Raw genomic sequence first — 18,348 nt, forward strand, 5'->3', positions numbered from 1 at the left:
GTTTCTTAGCAATATGTCTGTCAGTTGGCTAGCGAAGCAATAACAAGGCAGACAAGTGTGTGAGGCGGGAATGGATACTTCTCCTGCTAGAAGAGTAAATCAAGGATAAAACCATGACTATGATTTGTGCAAAAGAATTTGCAGAGTGGTTAAGACACAGATTTAGCAGTGAAACGAAAGGGGTCTTATTGACTCGGGTTGATGTAAATCACCTGACAGGACGTCAGCGTCTTGATCCCGGATTTGTTAATGATGTGCATTACGAGCTGATGCAATATGGAATGGCTTTCGTTACGGATACGAGCCGAGAAAACTTTTATCTTGTGCCGGTTTCCCAAGCAGAAAATTGGCGAGATAGGTTAGAGTCTCATTTTGAAAAAGAGTTGTTTTGTAATATCTATCCTATTGAAAAGTCGGGTTAAAAAAAGGTTCAACTTTGTCTCCAAAGTTGAACCTACTTGTTCTTATGCCAACCCTTGAATAATCACGAACTTCTCCAGTAACTGCTCTTCTGTTTCTACATGATCCGGGTCTGTGATGATGCATTTTGTAATCGGACACACTGACTGACAGGTCGGCTTTTCGTAATGTCCCTTACACTCTGTACATAGAGCTGGGTCAATCTCGAAAATGCTTTCTCCCATGCTGATTGCCCCATTGGGGCATTCGGGATCGCACATGTCGCAGTTGATGCATTTGTCAGTAATGAGCAAGGCCATGATTACTTACCAGTCGGGTTACGGGTGTCCTGCCCTGAGTTCAAGTTACGCATCAATAGACCGTATTCTAAATCTAGATCTGCTGGTACTGGAATGAAGACGAAGTGACCATTCCCTTTGGCATCCTCAATAGACTCTGACTTACGGTTTTCCATCGCTTCTAGCGTGAAAACAACATTACCTTTTGGCGTCATTAGCTCAAGACTATCACCGACAAGGAATTTGTTTTTCACTTCTACTTCAGCCATATCGCCACGACGTTTACCAGTGAACTCACCGACAAACTGTTGAGCATCAGAAACTGAGTAGCCGTAATCGTAATTCTGGTAGGTGTCGTGAGTATGACGACGTAGGAAGCCTTCGGTATAGCCACGGTGAGCTAGGCTCTCTAGTGTGCCCATTAGGCTTTCATCAAATGGTCGGCCTGCTACAGCGTCATCAATTGCTTTGCGGTAAACCTGTGCAGTACGAGCACAGTAATAGAATGATTTAGTACGACCTTCTATTTTCAGCGAGTGCACACCCATCTTGGTTAGGCGCTCAACATGCTGCACTGCTCGCAGGTCTTTAGAGTTCATGATGTAAGTACCATGTTCATCTTCGTACGCTGCCATTTTTTCTTCTGGACGGTGCGCTTCAGAAAGTAGAACGACTTCATCCGTTGGTTTACCACGGCCAATTGTGGTTTCAGGGCGTTCGTCTTGTATCTCGACAGGCTGCGCTTCAGACGGATCAAATTTCTCTACGATATCACCAGCGTCGTTTTCTTTGCCTTCTTCCACTTTGTATTCCCAACGGCACGCGTTAGTGCAAGTGCCTTGGTTAGGATCACGTTTGTTGATGTAACCAGAAAGTAGGCAACGACCAGAATAAGCCATGCATAATGCACCGTGAACGAATACTTCAAGTTCAGTTTCAGGACAATGCTCACGAATTTCTTCGATTTCTTCTAAAGATAGTTCGCGAGAAACGATCACACGCTCCACGCCATTCGCTGCCCAGAACTTAACAGTCGCCCAGTTTACAGCGTTTGCTTGTACAGAAAGGTGAATTGGCATTTCTGGGAAAGCTTCACGAACCATCATGATTAGGCCTGGATCTGACATGATCAATGCGTCAGGACCCATCTCTACGATTGGCTTAAGATCACGGATGAACGTTTTTAGCTTCGAGTTGTGTGGTTGAATGTTACATACCACATAAAGCTTTTTGCCTAGAGCATGCGCTTCATCGATACCGATTTTTAGGTTTTCGTGGTTAAACTCATTGTTACGTACGCGAAGGCTGTAGCGAGGTTGGCCAGCGTAAACTGCATCTGCGCCGTAGGCGAATGCGTAACGCATGTTTTTCAGGCTTCCCGCAGGAGACAGTAGCTCAGGTACGAATGCTTTCTCAGTTGTCATTGCTCAATTCTCTTTTATCTGATCACAAGTCAGGCCAATTCCACCTAATGGAAATGGGGCGCAAATTTTACGTCAAAATGTGAACTGTGACTAGGGTAATTGTGCTTCAGATAGAAAAACGCCCTCAAAAAAAGTGAGGGCGTTATGGTTGACCTTTATACAACATTAAGCGTTGGGATTTGGTAAGCCGCCTAGCGCATCGTATAGGTTGGGTAGGAAAGCACTGAACTCCCCACACATCAGAGAGAAGTCTGCATCAAATCGAGCCGCTTGATCTTCACGTGGAATATCGTCATTTTGATCTTTCAATTCATCAGAGAATTTTAGACGCTTAATACCCGCATCTTCTGTCATGATGAATTCAATACGATCTTGCCAATTAAGTGCAAGCTTCGTTACGACTTTATCTGCTGCGATGTGGTTGCGGATTTCATCTGTGGTCAGCTCTTGCTTCTTACAACGAATCACGCCACCTTCTTCAAGCACGGATTTTAGCTCAGCTTCGTCCATCATGGTGATACCTTGAGGTGTGTCGCCCGTTTTCACCCACTCGGTTAGCGTTGTTTCAATCGCTACTTCTGGAATGGCAGGAACAACAGGTAAACTACCCATGGTTTTACGAAGCAATGCTAATACATCTTCTGCTTTTTTATAGCTGCTTGCATCAACAAGGATGAAACCTTCTTTTGGCATGATGAGCACGTGAGTGTGGCTGCTGCGGCTAAATGCGCGAGGCAGTAAATCCATTACGATGTCATCTTTCAGGTTGTCTTTCTCTTTCTTCTTCAGAGGACGACCTTCTTGCGCTTCCATTGCTTCTACTTTTGCATTCAATGACTCTTTGATCACTGAGGCAGGTAGCATTTTCTCTTCTTTCTTGGCGCAAATCAGAATGCGGTTTTCTGACACGTGAGTCATCATGTCGCCATGTCTACCCATTGCACTGACCCAGCCAAATTTCTGTTTATCTTGACTGCCACATGGGGTGAATCGGAATTCAGACAGTTGAGTTTCTAGTTGTTCGGCGTTGAAAGTAACCTCGCGGTTAACGCGGTATACCAGACAGTTTTTAAACCACATAAATCTTCTCTAGGCTTGATGACAAGGGACTAATCATAGGGAATTTTTGTGCTGATGTCTTAATAGAAATGAAAAATATCCGAATGAACCTCAAAAGAAAGTTATATGAAAATTTGTTTTCAAAGGTCACAAAAGTGTCATAATTGGTAGTGATAATGCTTATGCATAGAGGGGCGCTTTGTCTCTTAAATTCATTAGCTCAACGAACATAAGGTTACTCAATTATGTCTAGAAGGATTCTGGTTGTTGAAGACGAAGCTCCTATTCGCGAAATGCTGTGCTTCGTACTTGAGCAGAAAGGTTACCAAGCGGTAGAAGCGGAAGATTACGATACTGCTGTAACCAAACTGGCTGAACCCTTCCCTGATTTAGTTTTACTGGATTGGATGTTACCAGGCGGCAGCGGCATTAACTTCATCAAGCATATGAAGCGAGAGGAATTAACGCGCAACATTCCAGTTGTGATGCTTACCGCTCGTGGTGAAGAAGAAGATAAAGTGCGCGGTTTAGAAGTCGGTGCGGATGACTACATTACTAAGCCATTTTCTCCTAAAGAGTTGGTTGCCCGTTTAAAAGCGGTGATTCGTCGTGTAACCCCGACCGCACTGGAAGACGTAATTGATGTGCAGGGATTGAAGCTTGATCCTGTATCACACCGTGTCACGGCTAATGATGCACCATTAGATATGGGCCCAACAGAATTTAAAATGCTGCACTTTTTCATGACGCATCAAGAGCGTGTGTACAGCCGTGAGCAGCTATTAAACAATGTTTGGGGTACTAACGTGTATGTCGAAGATCGTACGGTCGATGTTCATATTCGCCGCCTGCGTAAAGCATTGGAAGCCGCAGGTCATGATAAGCTGATCCAAACTGTTCGTGGTGCTGGATACCGCTTCTCGACAAAGGCATAAATTAACACGCAGCTTATCGGTACCATTTCTGGAGTTATGAGTGGTTGAAAGATTAACGTGGAAAAAGCTGGCCTGGGAGCTGGCTTTTTTTTACACCCCATGGGTGATAGTAGGTTGGATATTCGGTTATATGCCGTGGTTGCTTTTGGCAGCTACGGTATTGCAGCTTGTGTGGCATTTGCATAACCAAGTACGTTTATCTTCTTGGTTATGGGATGAAAAGCGCCTGACGCCACCGTCTGGTAGCGGTAACTGGGAATCTTTGTTCAATGGCTTGTATCGCTTACAGCAGCGCCAACGCCGTAAACGCAAAGAGCTTACTAATCTTATCCGCCGATTCAGAAATGGTGCGGAATCGTTACCCGATGCCGTCGTGGTGTTCCGTGCTGAAGGCAATATCGTTTGGTGTAACAAACTGGCTCAACACTTATTGGGTTTCCATTGGCCGGAAGACTCTGGTCAACCTATCTCCAACCTCATTCGTACGCCTGATTTTATCAAGTACCTCAACAAGAAAGACTTCTCTGAGCCATTGGAAATGCGCTCACCACTCAATGTCGAACGCATGCTAGAACTACGTATCGTACCGTATACCGAAGGTGAACATTTGATGGTGGTGCGTGATGTTAGCCAGTTAAAACAACTTGAGGGAATGCGCCGTAATTTCTTTGCTAACGTTTCTCATGAACTGCGTACACCAATGACGGTGCTACAAGGTTATTTAGAGATGACAGAAGACCCTGACATGGTTGCGGGCCCAATGTGGAGCAAAGCGCATGGCGTCATGACGGAGCAGCTCAACCGCATGAACAGTTTGGTGAACCAATTACTGACGCTATCTAAAATTGAAGCGGCACCTATGCATGAGCTTGAAGAAGTCGTGAATGTACCTGCGATGCTTGAAGTGTTAGAAAAAGAGGCGGTTAGCCTTAGTGGAGACAACCAACATAAATTGAAATTTGATGTTGATGCTAGCCTACGCGTACTGGGCGATGATGACCAGTTACGCAGTGCTATCTCCAACCTTGTTTATAATGCTGTCAAATACACACCACCTGGTGCAAACATTAATGTTCGTTGGTTCCAGACATCTCAAGGCGCATGCTTAGAGGTGGAGGATAGTGGTGATGGTATAGAACCTCAGCACCTCCATCGACTTACTGAGCGTTTTTATCGCGTCGATAAAGCAAGATCACGCGATACCGGAGGGAGTGGGTTAGGGTTGGCCATTGTAAAACACGCGCTGAGCCACCATGACTCTCATTTAGAAATTCACAGTGAAGTAGGTGTGGGCAGTAAGTTTTCTTTCGTATTGCCTGAGCGTTTGGTGGTGAAATAATGGCGTTACGATTGGCAAAAACATTCAGTTTATTCGCGCTTGTTTGTTCCTGTATGGCTGCCGCTCAAGATAAACCATTGCCGAATTATCATAAAACGACTGGGATTGTTGGGAACTTGCTCTCTGTCGGCTCCGATACGCTTGCGGGCATGACGACACTTTGGGTTGAAGAGTTTAAATCCATTTACCCGAATATTAATGCGCAAGTCCAAGCGTCTGGCTCTTCTACTGCTCCCCCTGCATTGACCGAACAAACTGCTCAGTTTGGTCCCATGAGCCGTCCTATGCGTTTAAGAGAGGTTGAAGCGTTTGAACGTGAACATGGTTACAAGCCAACGGCGCTTAGGGTTGCGATCGATGCTATCGGTATTTTTGTCCATCAAGACAATCCAATTCAAGGGCTCAGCTTTAGTCAGTTAGATGCTTTGTTTTCTGCAACACTGCGCTGTGGTGAAAGTCAATTTGTCACAAACTGGCAGCAACTCGGTCTTGAATCACAGTGGGCAAAGCGAAACGTACAGTTGTTTGGTCGTAACTCCGTTTCTGGAACTTATGGTTACTTCAAAAGCAATGCCTTGTGTGGCGGCGATTTCAAGACCCGAGTAAACGAGCAGCCAGGCTCCGCGTCAGTTGTGCAAGCTGTAGCGTCAACCATCAGTGGAATTGGTTATTCCGGTGTCGGTTATCGAGTGGCAGGTGTACGCTTAGTTCCTGTGGCAAAAATGGGAAATGACTATGTGACGCCAACGCGAGAACATATTGTTAGTGGTAAGTACCCACTATCACGTTACTTATATGTATATGTAAATAAGCACCCGGATTACCCATTAACACCAATAGAAGCCGAGTTTATTCGCTTTATTTTCTCCGCTCAGGGGCAAGCGTTGGTTGAGAAAGATGGCTATGTGCCCATTACAGCAGATTTTGCAGAAGAAGAATTAAAAAAAGTCGGCCTGTAAGCCGACTTTTTGTTTAGGTATGAACAGCACGAGATCAGAAAGTGAGTGTCCACTTCGCGCTGTCCCAACGTTCTTGTTCTTCCTGTAAATCAGCATGAAGCAATTTGTTGTTTTCTAGCCATGCTTTATCTGTGCACGTAAGAATCCATTCATCATTTTTGATGGATAAAGTGATGTCAGGCAATGGATCTTCGTTACGCTGTCCATTTAATACGATAGAAAGTCGTAATATTTTGATGAGGCTTATCACGTCACTTTGTTTGTAGAGGTTGAAAACTGGCAGTTCTTGCAGTTTAAGTGCTTTGCGTTGGAAGCGGGCTAATGTTGCGAGCACTAATTGCTGTTCACGGTTGAAGCCTTGTAGAGTGGAATGCAACAGAATATAGAAAGAGTGGCGATGGAAGCTACGTAAATTGATACTTAATCCGACTTCATGAAGCAATGCTGCCCATTCTAGTAAGTCAAATAACTCACTCTTTTTCTTAATGCCTAGTTCAGAGCGCACCTGACATAACATCTCACGTGCATGGCCTTTAACACGAGCAGCATGCTCTAAGTCAACCCGGTGTTTGTTGGCTAAATTTTCAGTTGTGCGCATACGTATATCGGAGCGCGCAAAACGCTCTTCCATTTCGTACAACAGACCTTCGCGCAGAGCACCATCGGAGAAAAACATCTGCTCAATGCGAAGCGCTTTGAAAATCGCGGACAAAATCGCGACGCCTGCCGCGAATACGGGCTTACGTTCTTCTGTTAAACCAGTCAGATCAATCTCTTCTATCGAATCAAAATTACACAGAGTTTCAATAAGCGTGTCCAGTCTCTTCGCGGTGATCAGGCCATCTTCAAAACCTAATCCTACTAGCACTTCTTGAATCGCTTTGATGGTTCCTGATGAGCCGAGAGCGATATCCCAGCCTTTTTTACGGTATGCTGAAGCGATGGACTCGAGTTTTTGCTCGGCGGCTAACATCGCTTTATTAAAGTTTTTCCCAGACAGTTTGCCGTTTTTAAAATATTGCTCTGTAAAGCTGACGCATCCCATCTGTTTACTGTTGAGAAGCTCAGGTTCAAACTCTTGTCCAATGATCATTTCGGTACTGCCGCCGCCAATATCAACGACCAACTTGGAGTTTGACTCTACTTGAGTGTGAGCGACACCTAAGTAAATCAAGCGGGCTTCTTCTTCCCCTGGGATGATTTCTATTGGGAAGGGCATCACTTCTTTCGCACGCTCAATGAATAGATGAGCATTTTTAGCGCGTCTTAGTGTATGTGTCGCGGCGATACGCACATTCGACTCATCAAGCCCTTGCAGCCTCTCTGCGAACATGGCTAAGCACTCTAACGCACGTTCCATCGCGGAATGACTTAAGTTCAATTCACTGTCGAGTCCTGATGCTAAGCGAACACGCTGTTTATGACGGCTAACCAGTTGTAAGTCACTGCCTACAACTTTGGCCACCACCATGTGGAAACTGTTTGAGCCGAGGTCTATCGCGGCAATGTAGCGAGTATCTTGTTCAAGTATTTGAGGCATCTGAATTTTGTTTTCTAGTTTGCTTTTCTATATTTTTAAGATAGTCATAGATAGCGATTTGAGAACGAACTTTTTTGCGATTACCTCGTGGTACGTAAGCGTTGCTCATTTCTTTATCTATAAAACGAGCCTTTACTGTATCGGTAAAATGGATATTCGTTATATCAATAATTCTCTGTTTCAAACGTGGATCACGGACTGGCGCCGCCACCTCAATGCGGTGATCGATATTTCTTGTCATCCAGTCAGCAGAAGAGATATAGACTTGCGGATCGCCATCGTTATGGGTAATCACCACGCGTGGGTGTTCCAAAAAGCGGTCAACAATACTGATGATGCGAATATTGTCGCTGATCCCCTCAATGCCCGGTACTAATGAGCACATACCGCGAATGATCATATTTATTTTCACTCCCGCCGTACTTGCTCCATATAGCTTACTGACGATGCCCTTATCGACTAGGTTATTGACCTTGATCGTAAGAGCGGCTTTCTTGCCGAGCTTGGCATTCGCAATTTCATTATCGATCAGGCGGTAGATTTGGGTACGAGAATTACGTGGAGATACCATGAGGTGGTTGAACTTCACTGGGCGGTATGGATTCTCAATATAACCGAAGACATTACGAACTTCGTTAGTGATTTCTTGATCTGCGGTAAGGAGAGAGAAGTCGGTATAAATTCGTGCCGTCTTCTCATGGAAGTTGCCTGTGCCGATGTGCGCGTAGCGAATAATTTCTTCACCTTCACGGCGACTGATCATCAGTAGCTTTGAGTGAATCTTAAGGCCTGGCGCTCCGAAGATGACGTGCACACCAGCTTCGGTCAACACTTTTGACCATTCGATATTGGCTTCTTCATCAAAGCGAGCCTGCAGCTCCACGACCACGGTGACGTTTTTGCCGTTGTGCACGGCATCAATTAACGAGTTCATCAAGCGAGAATCTTTCGCGACACGGTAAATGTTAATCTTGATACTAAGTACTTTCGGATCGAAGGAGGCTTGGCGCACCAACTCACTAATGTGGTCAAAAGTGTGGTAGGGGTAATAGAGTAGAATATCTTTCGCTTTAATCGCATCAAAGCTGTTAGCGTAACCTTCGAAATCGGCGCACTTCATTGGCGGAAGCGGTTTATTTTCAAGGTACTCTCGCCCAACATTTGGAAACGCAATGAAGTCTTTAAAATTGTGATAGCGGCCGCCGGGGATAAGGTTATCGTAATTAGAGATATTGAGCTTGTTACAAAGAAACTCTAGCATTTGGGGCGGCATATCACGTTCGTAGACGAAGCGAACGGGCTTTGCTGTCAGTCGCTGATTGACACCTTCAGACATTTGTTCGAGCAAGCTGTATTCGATTTCGTTGCGTAAATCGTATTCGGCGTCACGCGTCATTTTCATCGCATAGCCGCTAAGCTCATCATAATCAAAAAAGCCTTTGAACAGCTCATCCAAACAGTGGCGGATAATATTATCAAGTAAGATGATGGTTTTTCGACGCTTTCCTTTCTGTTCTGGTACCATCACAAAGCGGGGAAGGTGATCGGTCGGAATTTCGATCAGAGCATACTGGTAATGCTCTTCTTTACGTAGCTCTACCGCGATGTAAGCGTACTCGTCTTTGAGAAATTGCAGAACATCGATCTCATCTTTCATTAGCAAAGGGGTGATATGCGGCATGACCTCTCTACGGAAGTATTTCGCGATCCACTTTTGCTGCGATTCATCCAGTTGTTGCTCGTTGACCAAGAAAATGCGACGTCGCGCCATTTCTCGAATCAATTCGCTGTAAAGCTCATCAAATTGTTCGTTAAGCTTTAGTGCTTTCGACTGCATTTTGGTTAACAGTCGTTTAGGGCTATCACTGCCACCGCGCTCTTGGCTGATTAGGATTCTGCGCTTCACGTCCGCAAAGCGTACTTTGTAAAATTCATCTAAATTGTTGGAAAAGATCCCAAGAAAGCGAATACGTTCGATCAAAGGGACGGTTTTATCGGCAGCTTCTTGTAATACTCGTTCGTTGAAAGACAACCAACTAAGTTCTTTTTCTATATATAGTTTTTCTGCGCTCATAACCTTACCTAGCCAAAAGTGAAGTAATACGTACTCATCTTGGAAAAATGGATGAGTGAGAACATTATGAGATTTTCATTACAGATTTATTTCATACCACGCATTGCATAAGAGTTGTATTCTTTTCAGGTGTTTAATGTGATCTGTAATATAATTGTCATCTTAACGACATATTCTAGTACTAAGTCAAAAAAGGTAGAGATTTAAATGGCACAAGCCGAGTTTTCATTGCAGGAAAAAGATAAGAAACGACTGATAAAAGATCGTTTAGTTCGACTTGCAGTGACATCCGGTGGTGTCGGCGTACTCGCGGCGCTTATTTTGATCTTTGTCTACCTCGCCATGGTGATCATTCCGCTTTTTTCTGATGCGGAGATCAAAACCAGCCAAGCCATTCGAGCCACTCATATTGAAACACCACTGGCGATTTCGGTGGATGATTACGCTCAGCTCGCGTTCGTTCTAACCCAAAGTGGTGAGATTCAATATTTGTCGATGGACGATCCTACGAAACCTGCGGTGTATAAACAGCAAATCGTCCAGGAACCCGTCGCTTTCTCTCAATCTGCTCCTGGGCTAGGTTGGTATGGATTTGTTGATGGGCAGGGTAAAGCGCACCTTTTCAAGCCTGAATTTAATGCCACGTTGAGAGAAAATACACGTCCTCCGGAAGTGATTGAGCTAGACACCAGCATGGATCTGACGCTGAGTACGCCTCAAGATCCTGTGACTCAGTTTGTGTTTGCAGCTTCAACGCCGTTACCAACAATTGTTTGGCAGACAGAAAGCGGTGAAGTGAAGGCTCGTTGGCAAGTGGCTTCATCTTTGGGTACGCCTCCGACAACGATCGATTTTACGTTCTCTTCAGGCTTTGATGCACCTCAGCAAATGTTATTGACACCTGATGGTGAAACACTTTATTTGCGCGATGGCTCTGAGTTGATCGTGTTAAAGAAAACTGCACGTAAATTTGCTGTGCGAGAGGTGGTCGACCTCACTCAAGGTGATAAGAAGCACTCCGTTCGTACAATGGACCTACTGGCTGGTGCTTACTCGCTTTTGGTGACACACAACGATGGTCGGGTGTCGCAATGGTTTGACACGCTGCAAGAAGAGAGACGCACGTTAACGCATATTCGTGATTTTAAATTGGCATCAGAGCTTAAGTATTTGTTGCCGGATTCTCATCGAAAAGGATTTTATAGCTTTTACACCAACGGCACGTTGCAAAGCCATTATACAACCAGTGAAAAACTGGTGTTGTTTAAGCGTGCGTACAATCAAGCGCCCGCAATCGCAGCAATGTCTAACAATGAACGCTACTTAATCACTTGGCAAAATAATGCGTTAAATGTTGCGGAAGTGGACAATGCCTATCCGGAAATTTCATTGTCCTCATTATGGCAAGAAGTGTGGTACGAAGGGTATCCTGAGCCTGAATTTGTGTGGCAATCGACTTCGGCGAGCGATAACTTTGAGGCTAAGTTCAGCCTAGTACCTATTGCGTTCGGGACGATAAAAGCGGCGATGTTTGCGATGCTGTTTTCAGTACCGCTCGCAGTGCTAGGTGCTATTTATACGGCGTACTTTATGTCGCCACGTATGCGTCGTGTCGTAAAACCGTCGATTGAGCTAATGGAAGCACTGCCGACGGTGATCATTGGTTTCCTCGCGGGGTTGTGGTTCGCACCTATTGTCGAAGATCACCTGATTACGATCGTCGTCATGCTGTTTGTTTTGCCCTTGAGTACCATGATTATGGGCGGACTATGGGCATTAATACCGCAACCTTTGCGGAATCGTCTGCCTAATGGTTGGCATGCTTTAGTGCTCATGCCTGTCATATTGGTACTGATTGGGCTTGGCGTGTGGATTTCGCCTACGATTGAGCAGACGTTCTTTGGTGGCGATATGCGCTTATTCTTAACCGAGCATGGTATTGGCTACGATCAACGCAATGCATTGGTGGTGGGGTTAGCGATGGGGTTTGCTGTTATCCCGACGATTTTTACCATCGCCGAAGATGCCATTTTCTCTGTACCGAAGCATTTATCGGATGGCTCTTTGGCATTAGGGGCAACGCCTTGGCAAACTTTAATCTATGTTGTCTTGCTTACCGCAAGCCCAGGTATTTTTTCTGCCATTATGATGGGCCTGGGACGCGCTGTTGGTGAAACCATGATTGTGTTAATGGCAACGGGCAATACGCCATTAATGGATTGGAATATTTTGGAAGGATTGCGCAGCCTGTCGGCGACCATCGCCGTTGAGTTGCCAGAGTCGGAAGTTGGAAGTTCGCATTATCGCCTGCTGTTCCTAGCTGCATTGATTTTGTTTGTGTTTACGTTTGCAGTAAACGCGCTTGCGGAGTGGGTTCGTCAGAGACTGAGAGACAAGTACCGTGCGTTGTAATAATGGTTTGAATAAAGAGCGAGTAATGACGTGTTAAATTGGATTCGTTCTGGCGCACCGTGGATATGGCTAACAGGCGGTGCAGTCAGCATCAGTTTGTTGTCGGTATTAGGGTTGTTACTTCTGATCGGTTGGAAAGGCCTGACTTACTTTTGGCCAGCGCCCTTGTATCAGTGGAATGTTGCAGCGTTGACCCCTGTGCAAGGCGAAGTGCTACATGAAAATACTATTCTGATTGGTCAAGTGTATGAACGCAGCTTTGTACCGAAGAGTTATCTGCCTGAAAGCGCGGCGCAGCAATTAGAAGACGATGAAGACTTTGCTACGCGACTCAGTATCAAAATCGCCAACCGAGAGTTGTATCCCGCTGATTTTATCTCCGTATTGCAAATGCAGTTGGATGAGCCCACGACGCCAAAAGAGTGGGCTGTGATCGAGCGAAGTAGTGGCGGTTACTTTTTTGGTAAGCTGGTGGCGTTTCAGGATGGAGACAACTTATACACCAACGATATTCAATCAATCTTGAACAAAAAACTGGATGATGCAGAAACTCTGCGTCATGAGATTGATTCTTTGGTTGTCGAACAGCTTAAAGAGCTTGGTTGGAAGCTAGAGCAATTGCGATTAGAAAAGCGCAAGCATGAGTTGAATGACACGCTGACAGAAAGCTTCTTAAAGGAAAACCAGACGAAAAAAGAGCGGATAGAGAAAGCTCTGGCGACGTTAGATTTACAGCTTGATGGCTTACGATTACAGCTTTCTGGCTATGCCCTGATTGTCGAGGATATGACGGGGTCACAAGTATCTATTCCGCTCGAAGACATTTTGGACTACTGGTATCCAAACCAAATGTCACTGCCTGATAAAGTCATGCATTGGGGAAAACAGGTTTGGAAGTTTTTATCTGAAGATCCAAGAGAGTCTAACTCCGAGGGAGGCGTGTTCCCTGCGATATTTGGTACGGTTTTCTTAGTAATTATCATGTCGATCATTGTGATGCCACTTGGGGTGATCGCTGCTATCTATCTGCATGAATACGCTAAGAATAACGCTCTAACCAGGGTTATTCGTATTGCGGTTATAAACCTAGCGGGTGTTCCATCGATTGTTTATGGCGTATTTGGTTTAGGCTTCTTTGTTTATACGATTGGTGCCTCTATCGATAACGTATTCTATGCGGAGAAGCTACCGGCACCAACCTTTGGTACGCCGGGTTTGTTGTGGTCTGCACTAACTCTTGCCGTGCTGACGCTTCCAGTTGTGATTGTGACAACAGAAGAAGGTTTAACTCGTATTCCGAGTTCAGTACGACATGGTTCTCTGGCGCTTGGTGCAACTCAGTTCGAAACCCTATGGCGTGTGGTTTTGCCTATGGCGACGCCAGCTATTATCACAGGGTTGATCCTTGCGATTGCACGTGCAGCTGGCGAAGTAGCGCCACTGATGCTGGTGGGGGTCGTGAAATTGGCATCCAGTTTACCGGTTGACGGGCAATTCCCTTATGTGCATTTGGATAGAAAGTTCATGCATTTAGGTTTTCACATTTACGATGTTGGCTTTCAAACCTCCAACATCGAAGCGGCGCGACCATTAGTTTATGCTACCTCTTTCTTACTCGTGACAGTGATTGTCGGGCTAAACTTAACAGCAATCAGTATTCGCAATAATTTACGAGAAAAATACAGAACGTTAGGACAAGATTAAGTATGTTTAATTTTGATAGTACATTAGGTTATGAGCCACCATTGGACGTTCATAATTTAACGGATGAACAAACAGCAATCTCAATCGAGAACCTTAATCTGTTCTATGGTCAAACTCAGGCGCTGCATGATATTTCGATGCGAATTCCCAAAGGGCGAGTCACCGCTTTTATCGGTCCTTCAGGGTGTGGAAAGTCGACGTTATTACGTTGCATCAATCGCATGAACGACTTAGTGGAAGGGTGTCGAGTCACAGGCAAAGTGCGTCTACATGGCAAGAATGTTTATCATCCTAATGTCGATGTTGCGACACTTCGACGCCGAGTGGGGATGGTGTTTCAAAGACCCAATCCATTTCCTAAGTCTATTTATGAAAACGTAGTTTATGGCTTACGCTTACAAGGTGTAAAAAACAGCCGCAGTTTAGATGACGCAGTGGAGCGATCCTTGCGCTCGGCGGCGTTGTGGGATGAGGTAAAAGACCGCTTGCATGAGAACGCATTTGGTTTATCTGGTGGTCAGCAACAGCGCTTGGTCATTGCGCGCGCGGTGGCGATTGAGCCGGAAGTCCTGTTATTGGATGAGCCGACATCAGCGTTGGATCCAATCTCAACTTTAACTATTGAAGAGCTTATCAATGAGCTTAAGACTCAATATACTGTCGTTATCGTTACCCATAACATGCAGCAAGCGGCGCGAGTGAGTGATCACACCGCATTCATTCATATGGGTAAGTTAATTGAATACTCTGACGCGGACTCGATCTTCACCTCGCCAATGAAGAAACAGACCGAAGATTACATTACGGGTCGCTACGGTTAAGTCGCGACTCTATACGGAATAAGGAACATCATGCACTTTGGACGTCATATTTCAGGACAATTTAACGTAGAGCTAGAATCGATTCGTACTCATGTATTAACCATGGGTGGCTTGGTAGAACAGCAGCTTTCGTATGCTATTCAAGCCTTGCATAAAGAAGACATCGAACTGGCGCGTAAGGTTGTGCGTGACGATCATAAAGTGAATGCGATGGAAGTCTCGATCGATGACGCCTGCACACGCATTATTGCTAAGCGTCAGCCAACGGCAAAAGACTTACGCTTAATCATGGCTATCATCAAAACGATCACTGATTTAGAACGTATTGGTGACGTGGCGACACGCATTGCTTACGTTGCCATTGAAAGCCCATCATCAAAAGAACGACAATTCCAAGTGTCGTTAGAGCCTCTCTGCCGTCAGGCTATTAATATGCTGCATCAGGTTTTAGATGCGTTTGCCCGCATGGATGTAGAAGCGGCAGCAGAGGTGCACAAACAAGATGACAAGCTAGACGCCGAATATGAAGCGGTAATTCGTCAGTTGATGACCTACATGATGGAAGATCCAAAAAATATCCCCAACATTCTGCAAGTGATGTGGTCGGCACGCGCGATTGAGCGTGTTGGTGACCGCTGCCAGAACATCTGTGAATACATTATTTACTTCGTGAAAGGGAAAGATGTACGCCACCTAGGTGATCAAAGCATTGATGACGTACTGAAGTAACTGATTTCAATAAATAGACCAGCTTTTAGGCTGGTCTATTTATTAGGGAGAGGGAAAGTACATCAATATTTATCGGGCACGAAGGTCTGATCATCAATGGGCGCTCTGACATAACCTTCTTTATTGAGATCAGGTAATTCAATCGGTGGGTACTCAAGCGCTTTGTAATCAATCTGGCTAAGTAAATGGCTGATACAGTTCAAGCGCGCTTTCTTTTTCGAATCAGAGGGCACGACCCACCAAGGACAGCTCTTCGTATCTGTGTAAGCGAACATTTTATCTTTTGCCTCAGAATACTCGACCCAGCGATGACGTGACTCCAAATCCATTGGGCTGAATTTCCAACGTTTGATCGGCGTATTAATTCGACCTAGAAAACGTTTTTCCTGCTCTTCGTCTGAAACCGAAAACCAATACTTAATCAGAATAATCCCAGAGCGTTGCAACATTCTCTCGAATTCAGGGCAAGAGCGTAAAAACTCTTCGTATTCGTCTGGAGTACAGAACCCCATGACTTTTTCGACACCTGCTCGGTTATACCAACTTCGGTCAAATAAAACGATTTCACCAGCAGATGGCAAATGAGCGACGTAACGTTGGAAGTACCATTGCGTTTTTTCTTTTTCTGTCGGTGCAGGCAGAGCGACCACGCGACAAACACGCGGGTTTAGCTTTTCTGTGATGCGTTTAATCACCCCGCCTTTGCCCGCAGCATCACGGCCTTCAAACAGAACCACCACTTTTAACCCTTTGTGTTTGACCCACTCTTGAAGTTTTACGAGCTCAACTTGAAGGTTTTTGAGCTCCTTTTCGTATTCCTTTTTCTTCAATTTAGACATACACCTTTCCTCACTCCTTGATAAACAATATGTTAGCACTCAAAAGCTATGCGTGTGAGGTTACGGTCGTCTATTTGAGAGCTGCTACGACATCGGTAATGGCTTGTGTACTTGTGATGGGGATTAAGAAATCATCGACATCAGTTGCGCCCATTTTGCTTTGTTCAGCAACAAAGTTCATTTTACTAGGTCGAGTCGTTTTGCCTGACAGATGGATTTCAGGAACTTGAGTGTCTTCTACTAATGCACGTACGTTACTTGCATTAACTCCAGCACCCGCCATGATTGCAATGCGTCCTTGGGCTTGTTCAACAAGAGATTTAAGTACTTTCTGGCCTGCTGGCGCAGAAGGTGCGAGCCCTGAAGTGAGAATGCGTTCGCAGCCCAAACTGATGACCTCTTCCAATGCTAATTGAGCGTTTCTACATTGATCAAAAGCACGATGGAACGTTATGCCCAGCCCTAATTCCTGTGCGAATTCGCACAGTGCTGTTGCAAAGGGCATGTGAATACCCCCCTCTTGAGTGAGTACACCGAAAACCACACCATCCAAGCCCGATTGGTGAGCCGCTTCAATATCCCAACGCATCATTTCGATCTCTTCTTCACAGTAGAAGAAATCACCTTGGCGTGGGCGAATCATGGCATAAATAGGAATAGTCGAAAGCTTAGCGGCTTGCTGCATAAAGCCATAACTGGGTGTTAGCCCGCCTAAAGCCAAAGAGGAGCAAAGCTCAATCCGAGTGGCGCCGCCGGTAATGGCGTAGTGCAGAGATTCAATATTATCGATACAGACTTCTAGGTGAGTAACCACGTTCATTCATCCTGCTAACGTTACAAATAAGTGTTGTGGCTAAGATATTAACAGGGCCAGTAAGCAGAATCTGTATGGAGGGCATGAGAAATAGAGGTAAAGTTTACGCTGCAGCGTTACCTCATTTTGGCGGTTTATCTGAAGGTAAAAGAAAGCCCAGAGCATTTGCTCTGGGCTTTGATAGGACTTTACTTAGACTGATTGGCGTTTGCGGTTTTCCGCATTAGCTTTTTGCTTTATATACATCCAACCATCACACCCGTTGAGCTAGGGTGAAGGTCTATTATTTTTTGCCTAGATCAGCTGCGTGCTCAGATAGGAACGCTGCAACACCTTTTGGAGATGCGTCCATACCTGCTTTACCTTCTTCCCATTGTGCAGGACATACTTCGCCGTGCTTCTGGTGGAAGTTAAGAGCGTCAACCATGCGTAGCATTTCGTCGATGTTACGGCCTAGTGGTAGGTCGTTAACTACTTGGTGACGTACAACGCCTTCTTCGTCGATTAGGAAAGAACCACGGAAAGCAACGCCTGCTTCTGGGTGCTCAACGTCGTAAGCTTTACAGATTTCGTGCTTAACGTCAGCAACTAGTGGGTACTTAACTTGACCGATACCGCCATCTTCGATAGCAGTGTTACGCCATGCGTTGTGAGAGAACTGAGAATCGATAGAAACACCGATTACTTCAACACCTTTAGCTTGGAAATCAGCTAGACGGTTGTCGAATGCGATTAGCTCAGATGGGCAAACGAAAGTGAAATCTAGTGGGTAGAAGAATACTACTGCTTTCTTACCTTTAGTGAACTCTGCAAAGTTGAAGTTTTCAACGATTTCACCGTTACCTAGAACAGCTGCTGCAGTAAAATCAGGGGCTTGACGACCTACTAGTACCATTTTTTTGCTCCTAAAAAGTATGGTTAGTTCCAAACCGAATTCAGTTGTGTCGGTTTGGTCCGTGTTTGTACGAGACAAACTATAGTACAGATTGTAGTATTGAAAA

General features: G+C 45.2%; 15 protein-coding genes and 2 pseudogenes. 9 read left to right on the top strand and 8 right to left on the bottom strand.

The features are described from left to right. Positions 1 to 113: 113 nt before the first annotated feature. Positions 114 to 422, top strand: a complete 309-nt coding sequence (locus J8Z23_RS02825) for a hypothetical protein (protein ID WP_005391608.1) — start codon at positions 114 to 116, stop codon at positions 420 to 422. A 42-nt stretch (positions 423 to 464) separates the two neighbouring features. Here the strand turns inward: J8Z23_RS02825 and J8Z23_RS02830 are convergent, their stop codons facing one another. From J8Z23_RS02830 to rdgC, 3 genes are all read right to left on the bottom strand, one after another. Then, positions 465 to 719, bottom strand: coding sequence for a YfhL family 4Fe-4S dicluster ferredoxin (locus J8Z23_RS02830; protein WP_031780214.1), 255 nt, complete (start codon positions 717 to 719; stop codon positions 465 to 467). 2 nt (positions 720 to 721) lie between these two features. After that, positions 722 to 2,122 (bottom strand): tRNA 5-hydroxyuridine modification protein YegQ, encoded by a 1,401-nt coding sequence (yegQ, locus tag J8Z23_RS02835; protein ID WP_104971298.1) that lies wholly within the window; start codon positions 2,120 to 2,122, stop codon positions 722 to 724. A 165-nt stretch (positions 2,123 to 2,287) separates the two neighbouring features. Then, positions 2,288 to 3,202 (bottom strand): recombination-associated protein RdgC, encoded by a 915-nt coding sequence (gene rdgC, locus J8Z23_RS02840; protein WP_005391604.1) that lies wholly within the window; start codon positions 3,200 to 3,202, stop codon positions 2,288 to 2,290. 224 nt (positions 3,203 to 3,426) lie between these two features. Between rdgC and phoB the strand changes: the two genes are divergently transcribed. From phoB to J8Z23_RS02855, 3 genes are read left to right on the top strand one after another with little or no spacing between them, the layout of a single operon-like run. Further along, a complete protein-coding gene (phoB, locus tag J8Z23_RS02845) occupies positions 3,427 to 4,116 on the top strand; it encodes a phosphate regulon transcriptional regulator PhoB (RefSeq protein ID WP_005381752.1) in 690 nt (229 codons plus the stop codon). Positions 4,117 to 4,156: 40 nt separating this feature from the next. Next, positions 4,157 to 5,455: a phosphate regulon sensor histidine kinase PhoR gene (phoR, locus tag J8Z23_RS02850; RefSeq protein ID WP_434634849.1), complete on the top strand. Its 1,299-nt coding sequence runs from the start codon at positions 4,157 to 4,159 to the stop codon at positions 5,453 to 5,455. Next, entirely contained in the window at positions 5,455 to 6,414 is a 960-nt protein-coding gene (locus J8Z23_RS02855; protein ID WP_395208466.1) for a PstS family phosphate ABC transporter substrate-binding protein, read from the top strand. The genes phoR and J8Z23_RS02855 overlap by 1 nt, the downstream gene beginning before the upstream one ends. A gap of 34 nt (positions 6,415 to 6,448) precedes the next feature. On the opposite strand, the gene ppx is transcribed toward J8Z23_RS02855, so the two are convergent. Together ppx and ppk1 are read right to left on the bottom strand one after the other, a co-directional pair. Then, the gene (gene ppx, locus J8Z23_RS02860; protein WP_005391600.1) at positions 6,449 to 7,954 is read right to left on the bottom strand and encodes an exopolyphosphatase; all 1,506 of its coding nucleotides are present in this window, start codon (positions 7,952 to 7,954) and stop codon (positions 6,449 to 6,451) included. Further along, a complete protein-coding gene (gene ppk1, locus J8Z23_RS02865) occupies positions 7,938 to 10,028 on the bottom strand; it encodes a polyphosphate kinase 1 (RefSeq protein WP_434634851.1) in 2,091 nt (696 codons plus the stop codon). Before ppk1 ends, ppx begins: the two co-directional genes overlap by 17 nt. A 207-nt stretch (positions 10,029 to 10,235) precedes the next feature. On the opposite strand from ppk1, the gene J8Z23_RS02870 reads away from it, so the two are divergent. The 5 genes and pseudogenes from J8Z23_RS02870 (at position 10,236) to phoU (ending at position 15,694) form a co-directional block, all read left to right on the top strand. Continuing rightward, complete coding sequence (locus J8Z23_RS02870; RefSeq protein ID WP_434634853.1) at positions 10,236 to 12,440, top strand: ABC transporter permease subunit; 2,205 nt, start codon at positions 10,236 to 10,238, stop codon at positions 12,438 to 12,440. Between the two features lie 30 nt (positions 12,441 to 12,470). Further along, positions 12,471 to 12,702: pseudogene (locus tag J8Z23_RS02875) on the top strand (phosphate ABC transporter permease PstA); the annotation flags it as partial. A gap of 65 nt (positions 12,703 to 12,767) precedes the next feature. Continuing rightward, a pseudogene (gene pstA, locus J8Z23_RS02880) lies at positions 12,768 to 14,144 on the top strand (phosphate ABC transporter permease PstA); the annotation flags it as partial. Between the two features lie 2 nt (positions 14,145 to 14,146). Then, positions 14,147 to 14,965: a phosphate ABC transporter ATP-binding protein PstB gene (gene pstB / locus J8Z23_RS02885; RefSeq protein WP_005381745.1), complete on the top strand. Its 819-nt coding sequence runs from the start codon at positions 14,147 to 14,149 to the stop codon at positions 14,963 to 14,965. A 30-nt stretch (positions 14,966 to 14,995) separates the two neighbouring features. Next, a complete protein-coding gene (gene phoU, locus J8Z23_RS02890; RefSeq protein ID WP_005381744.1) occupies positions 14,996 to 15,694 on the top strand; it encodes a phosphate signaling complex protein PhoU in 699 nt (232 codons plus the stop codon). Between the two features lie 62 nt (positions 15,695 to 15,756). Here the strand turns inward: phoU and ppk2 are convergent, their stop codons facing one another. The 3 genes from ppk2 to J8Z23_RS02905 all read right to left on the bottom strand — a co-directional run bounded on the left by ppk2 (position 15,757) and on the right by J8Z23_RS02905 (position 18,242). Further along, complete coding sequence (gene ppk2 / locus J8Z23_RS02895) at positions 15,757 to 16,533, bottom strand: polyphosphate kinase 2 (RefSeq protein ID WP_085343051.1); 777 nt, start codon at positions 16,531 to 16,533, stop codon at positions 15,757 to 15,759. A gap of 70 nt (positions 16,534 to 16,603) precedes the next feature. After that, positions 16,604 to 17,347 (bottom strand): copper homeostasis protein CutC, encoded by a 744-nt coding sequence (locus tag J8Z23_RS02900; protein ID WP_434635284.1) that lies wholly within the window; start codon positions 17,345 to 17,347, stop codon positions 16,604 to 16,606. A 283-nt stretch (positions 17,348 to 17,630) separates the two neighbouring features. Beyond that, positions 17,631 to 18,242: a peroxiredoxin C gene (locus J8Z23_RS02905; protein ID WP_005381738.1), complete on the bottom strand. Its 612-nt coding sequence runs from the start codon at positions 18,240 to 18,242 to the stop codon at positions 17,631 to 17,633. Between the last annotated feature and the right edge of the window lie 106 nt (positions 18,243 to 18,348).

Source organism: Vibrio sp. SCSIO 43086 (assembly GCF_051132235.1).
Lineage (GTDB): Bacteria > Pseudomonadota > Gammaproteobacteria > Enterobacterales > Vibrionaceae > Vibrio > Vibrio diabolicus.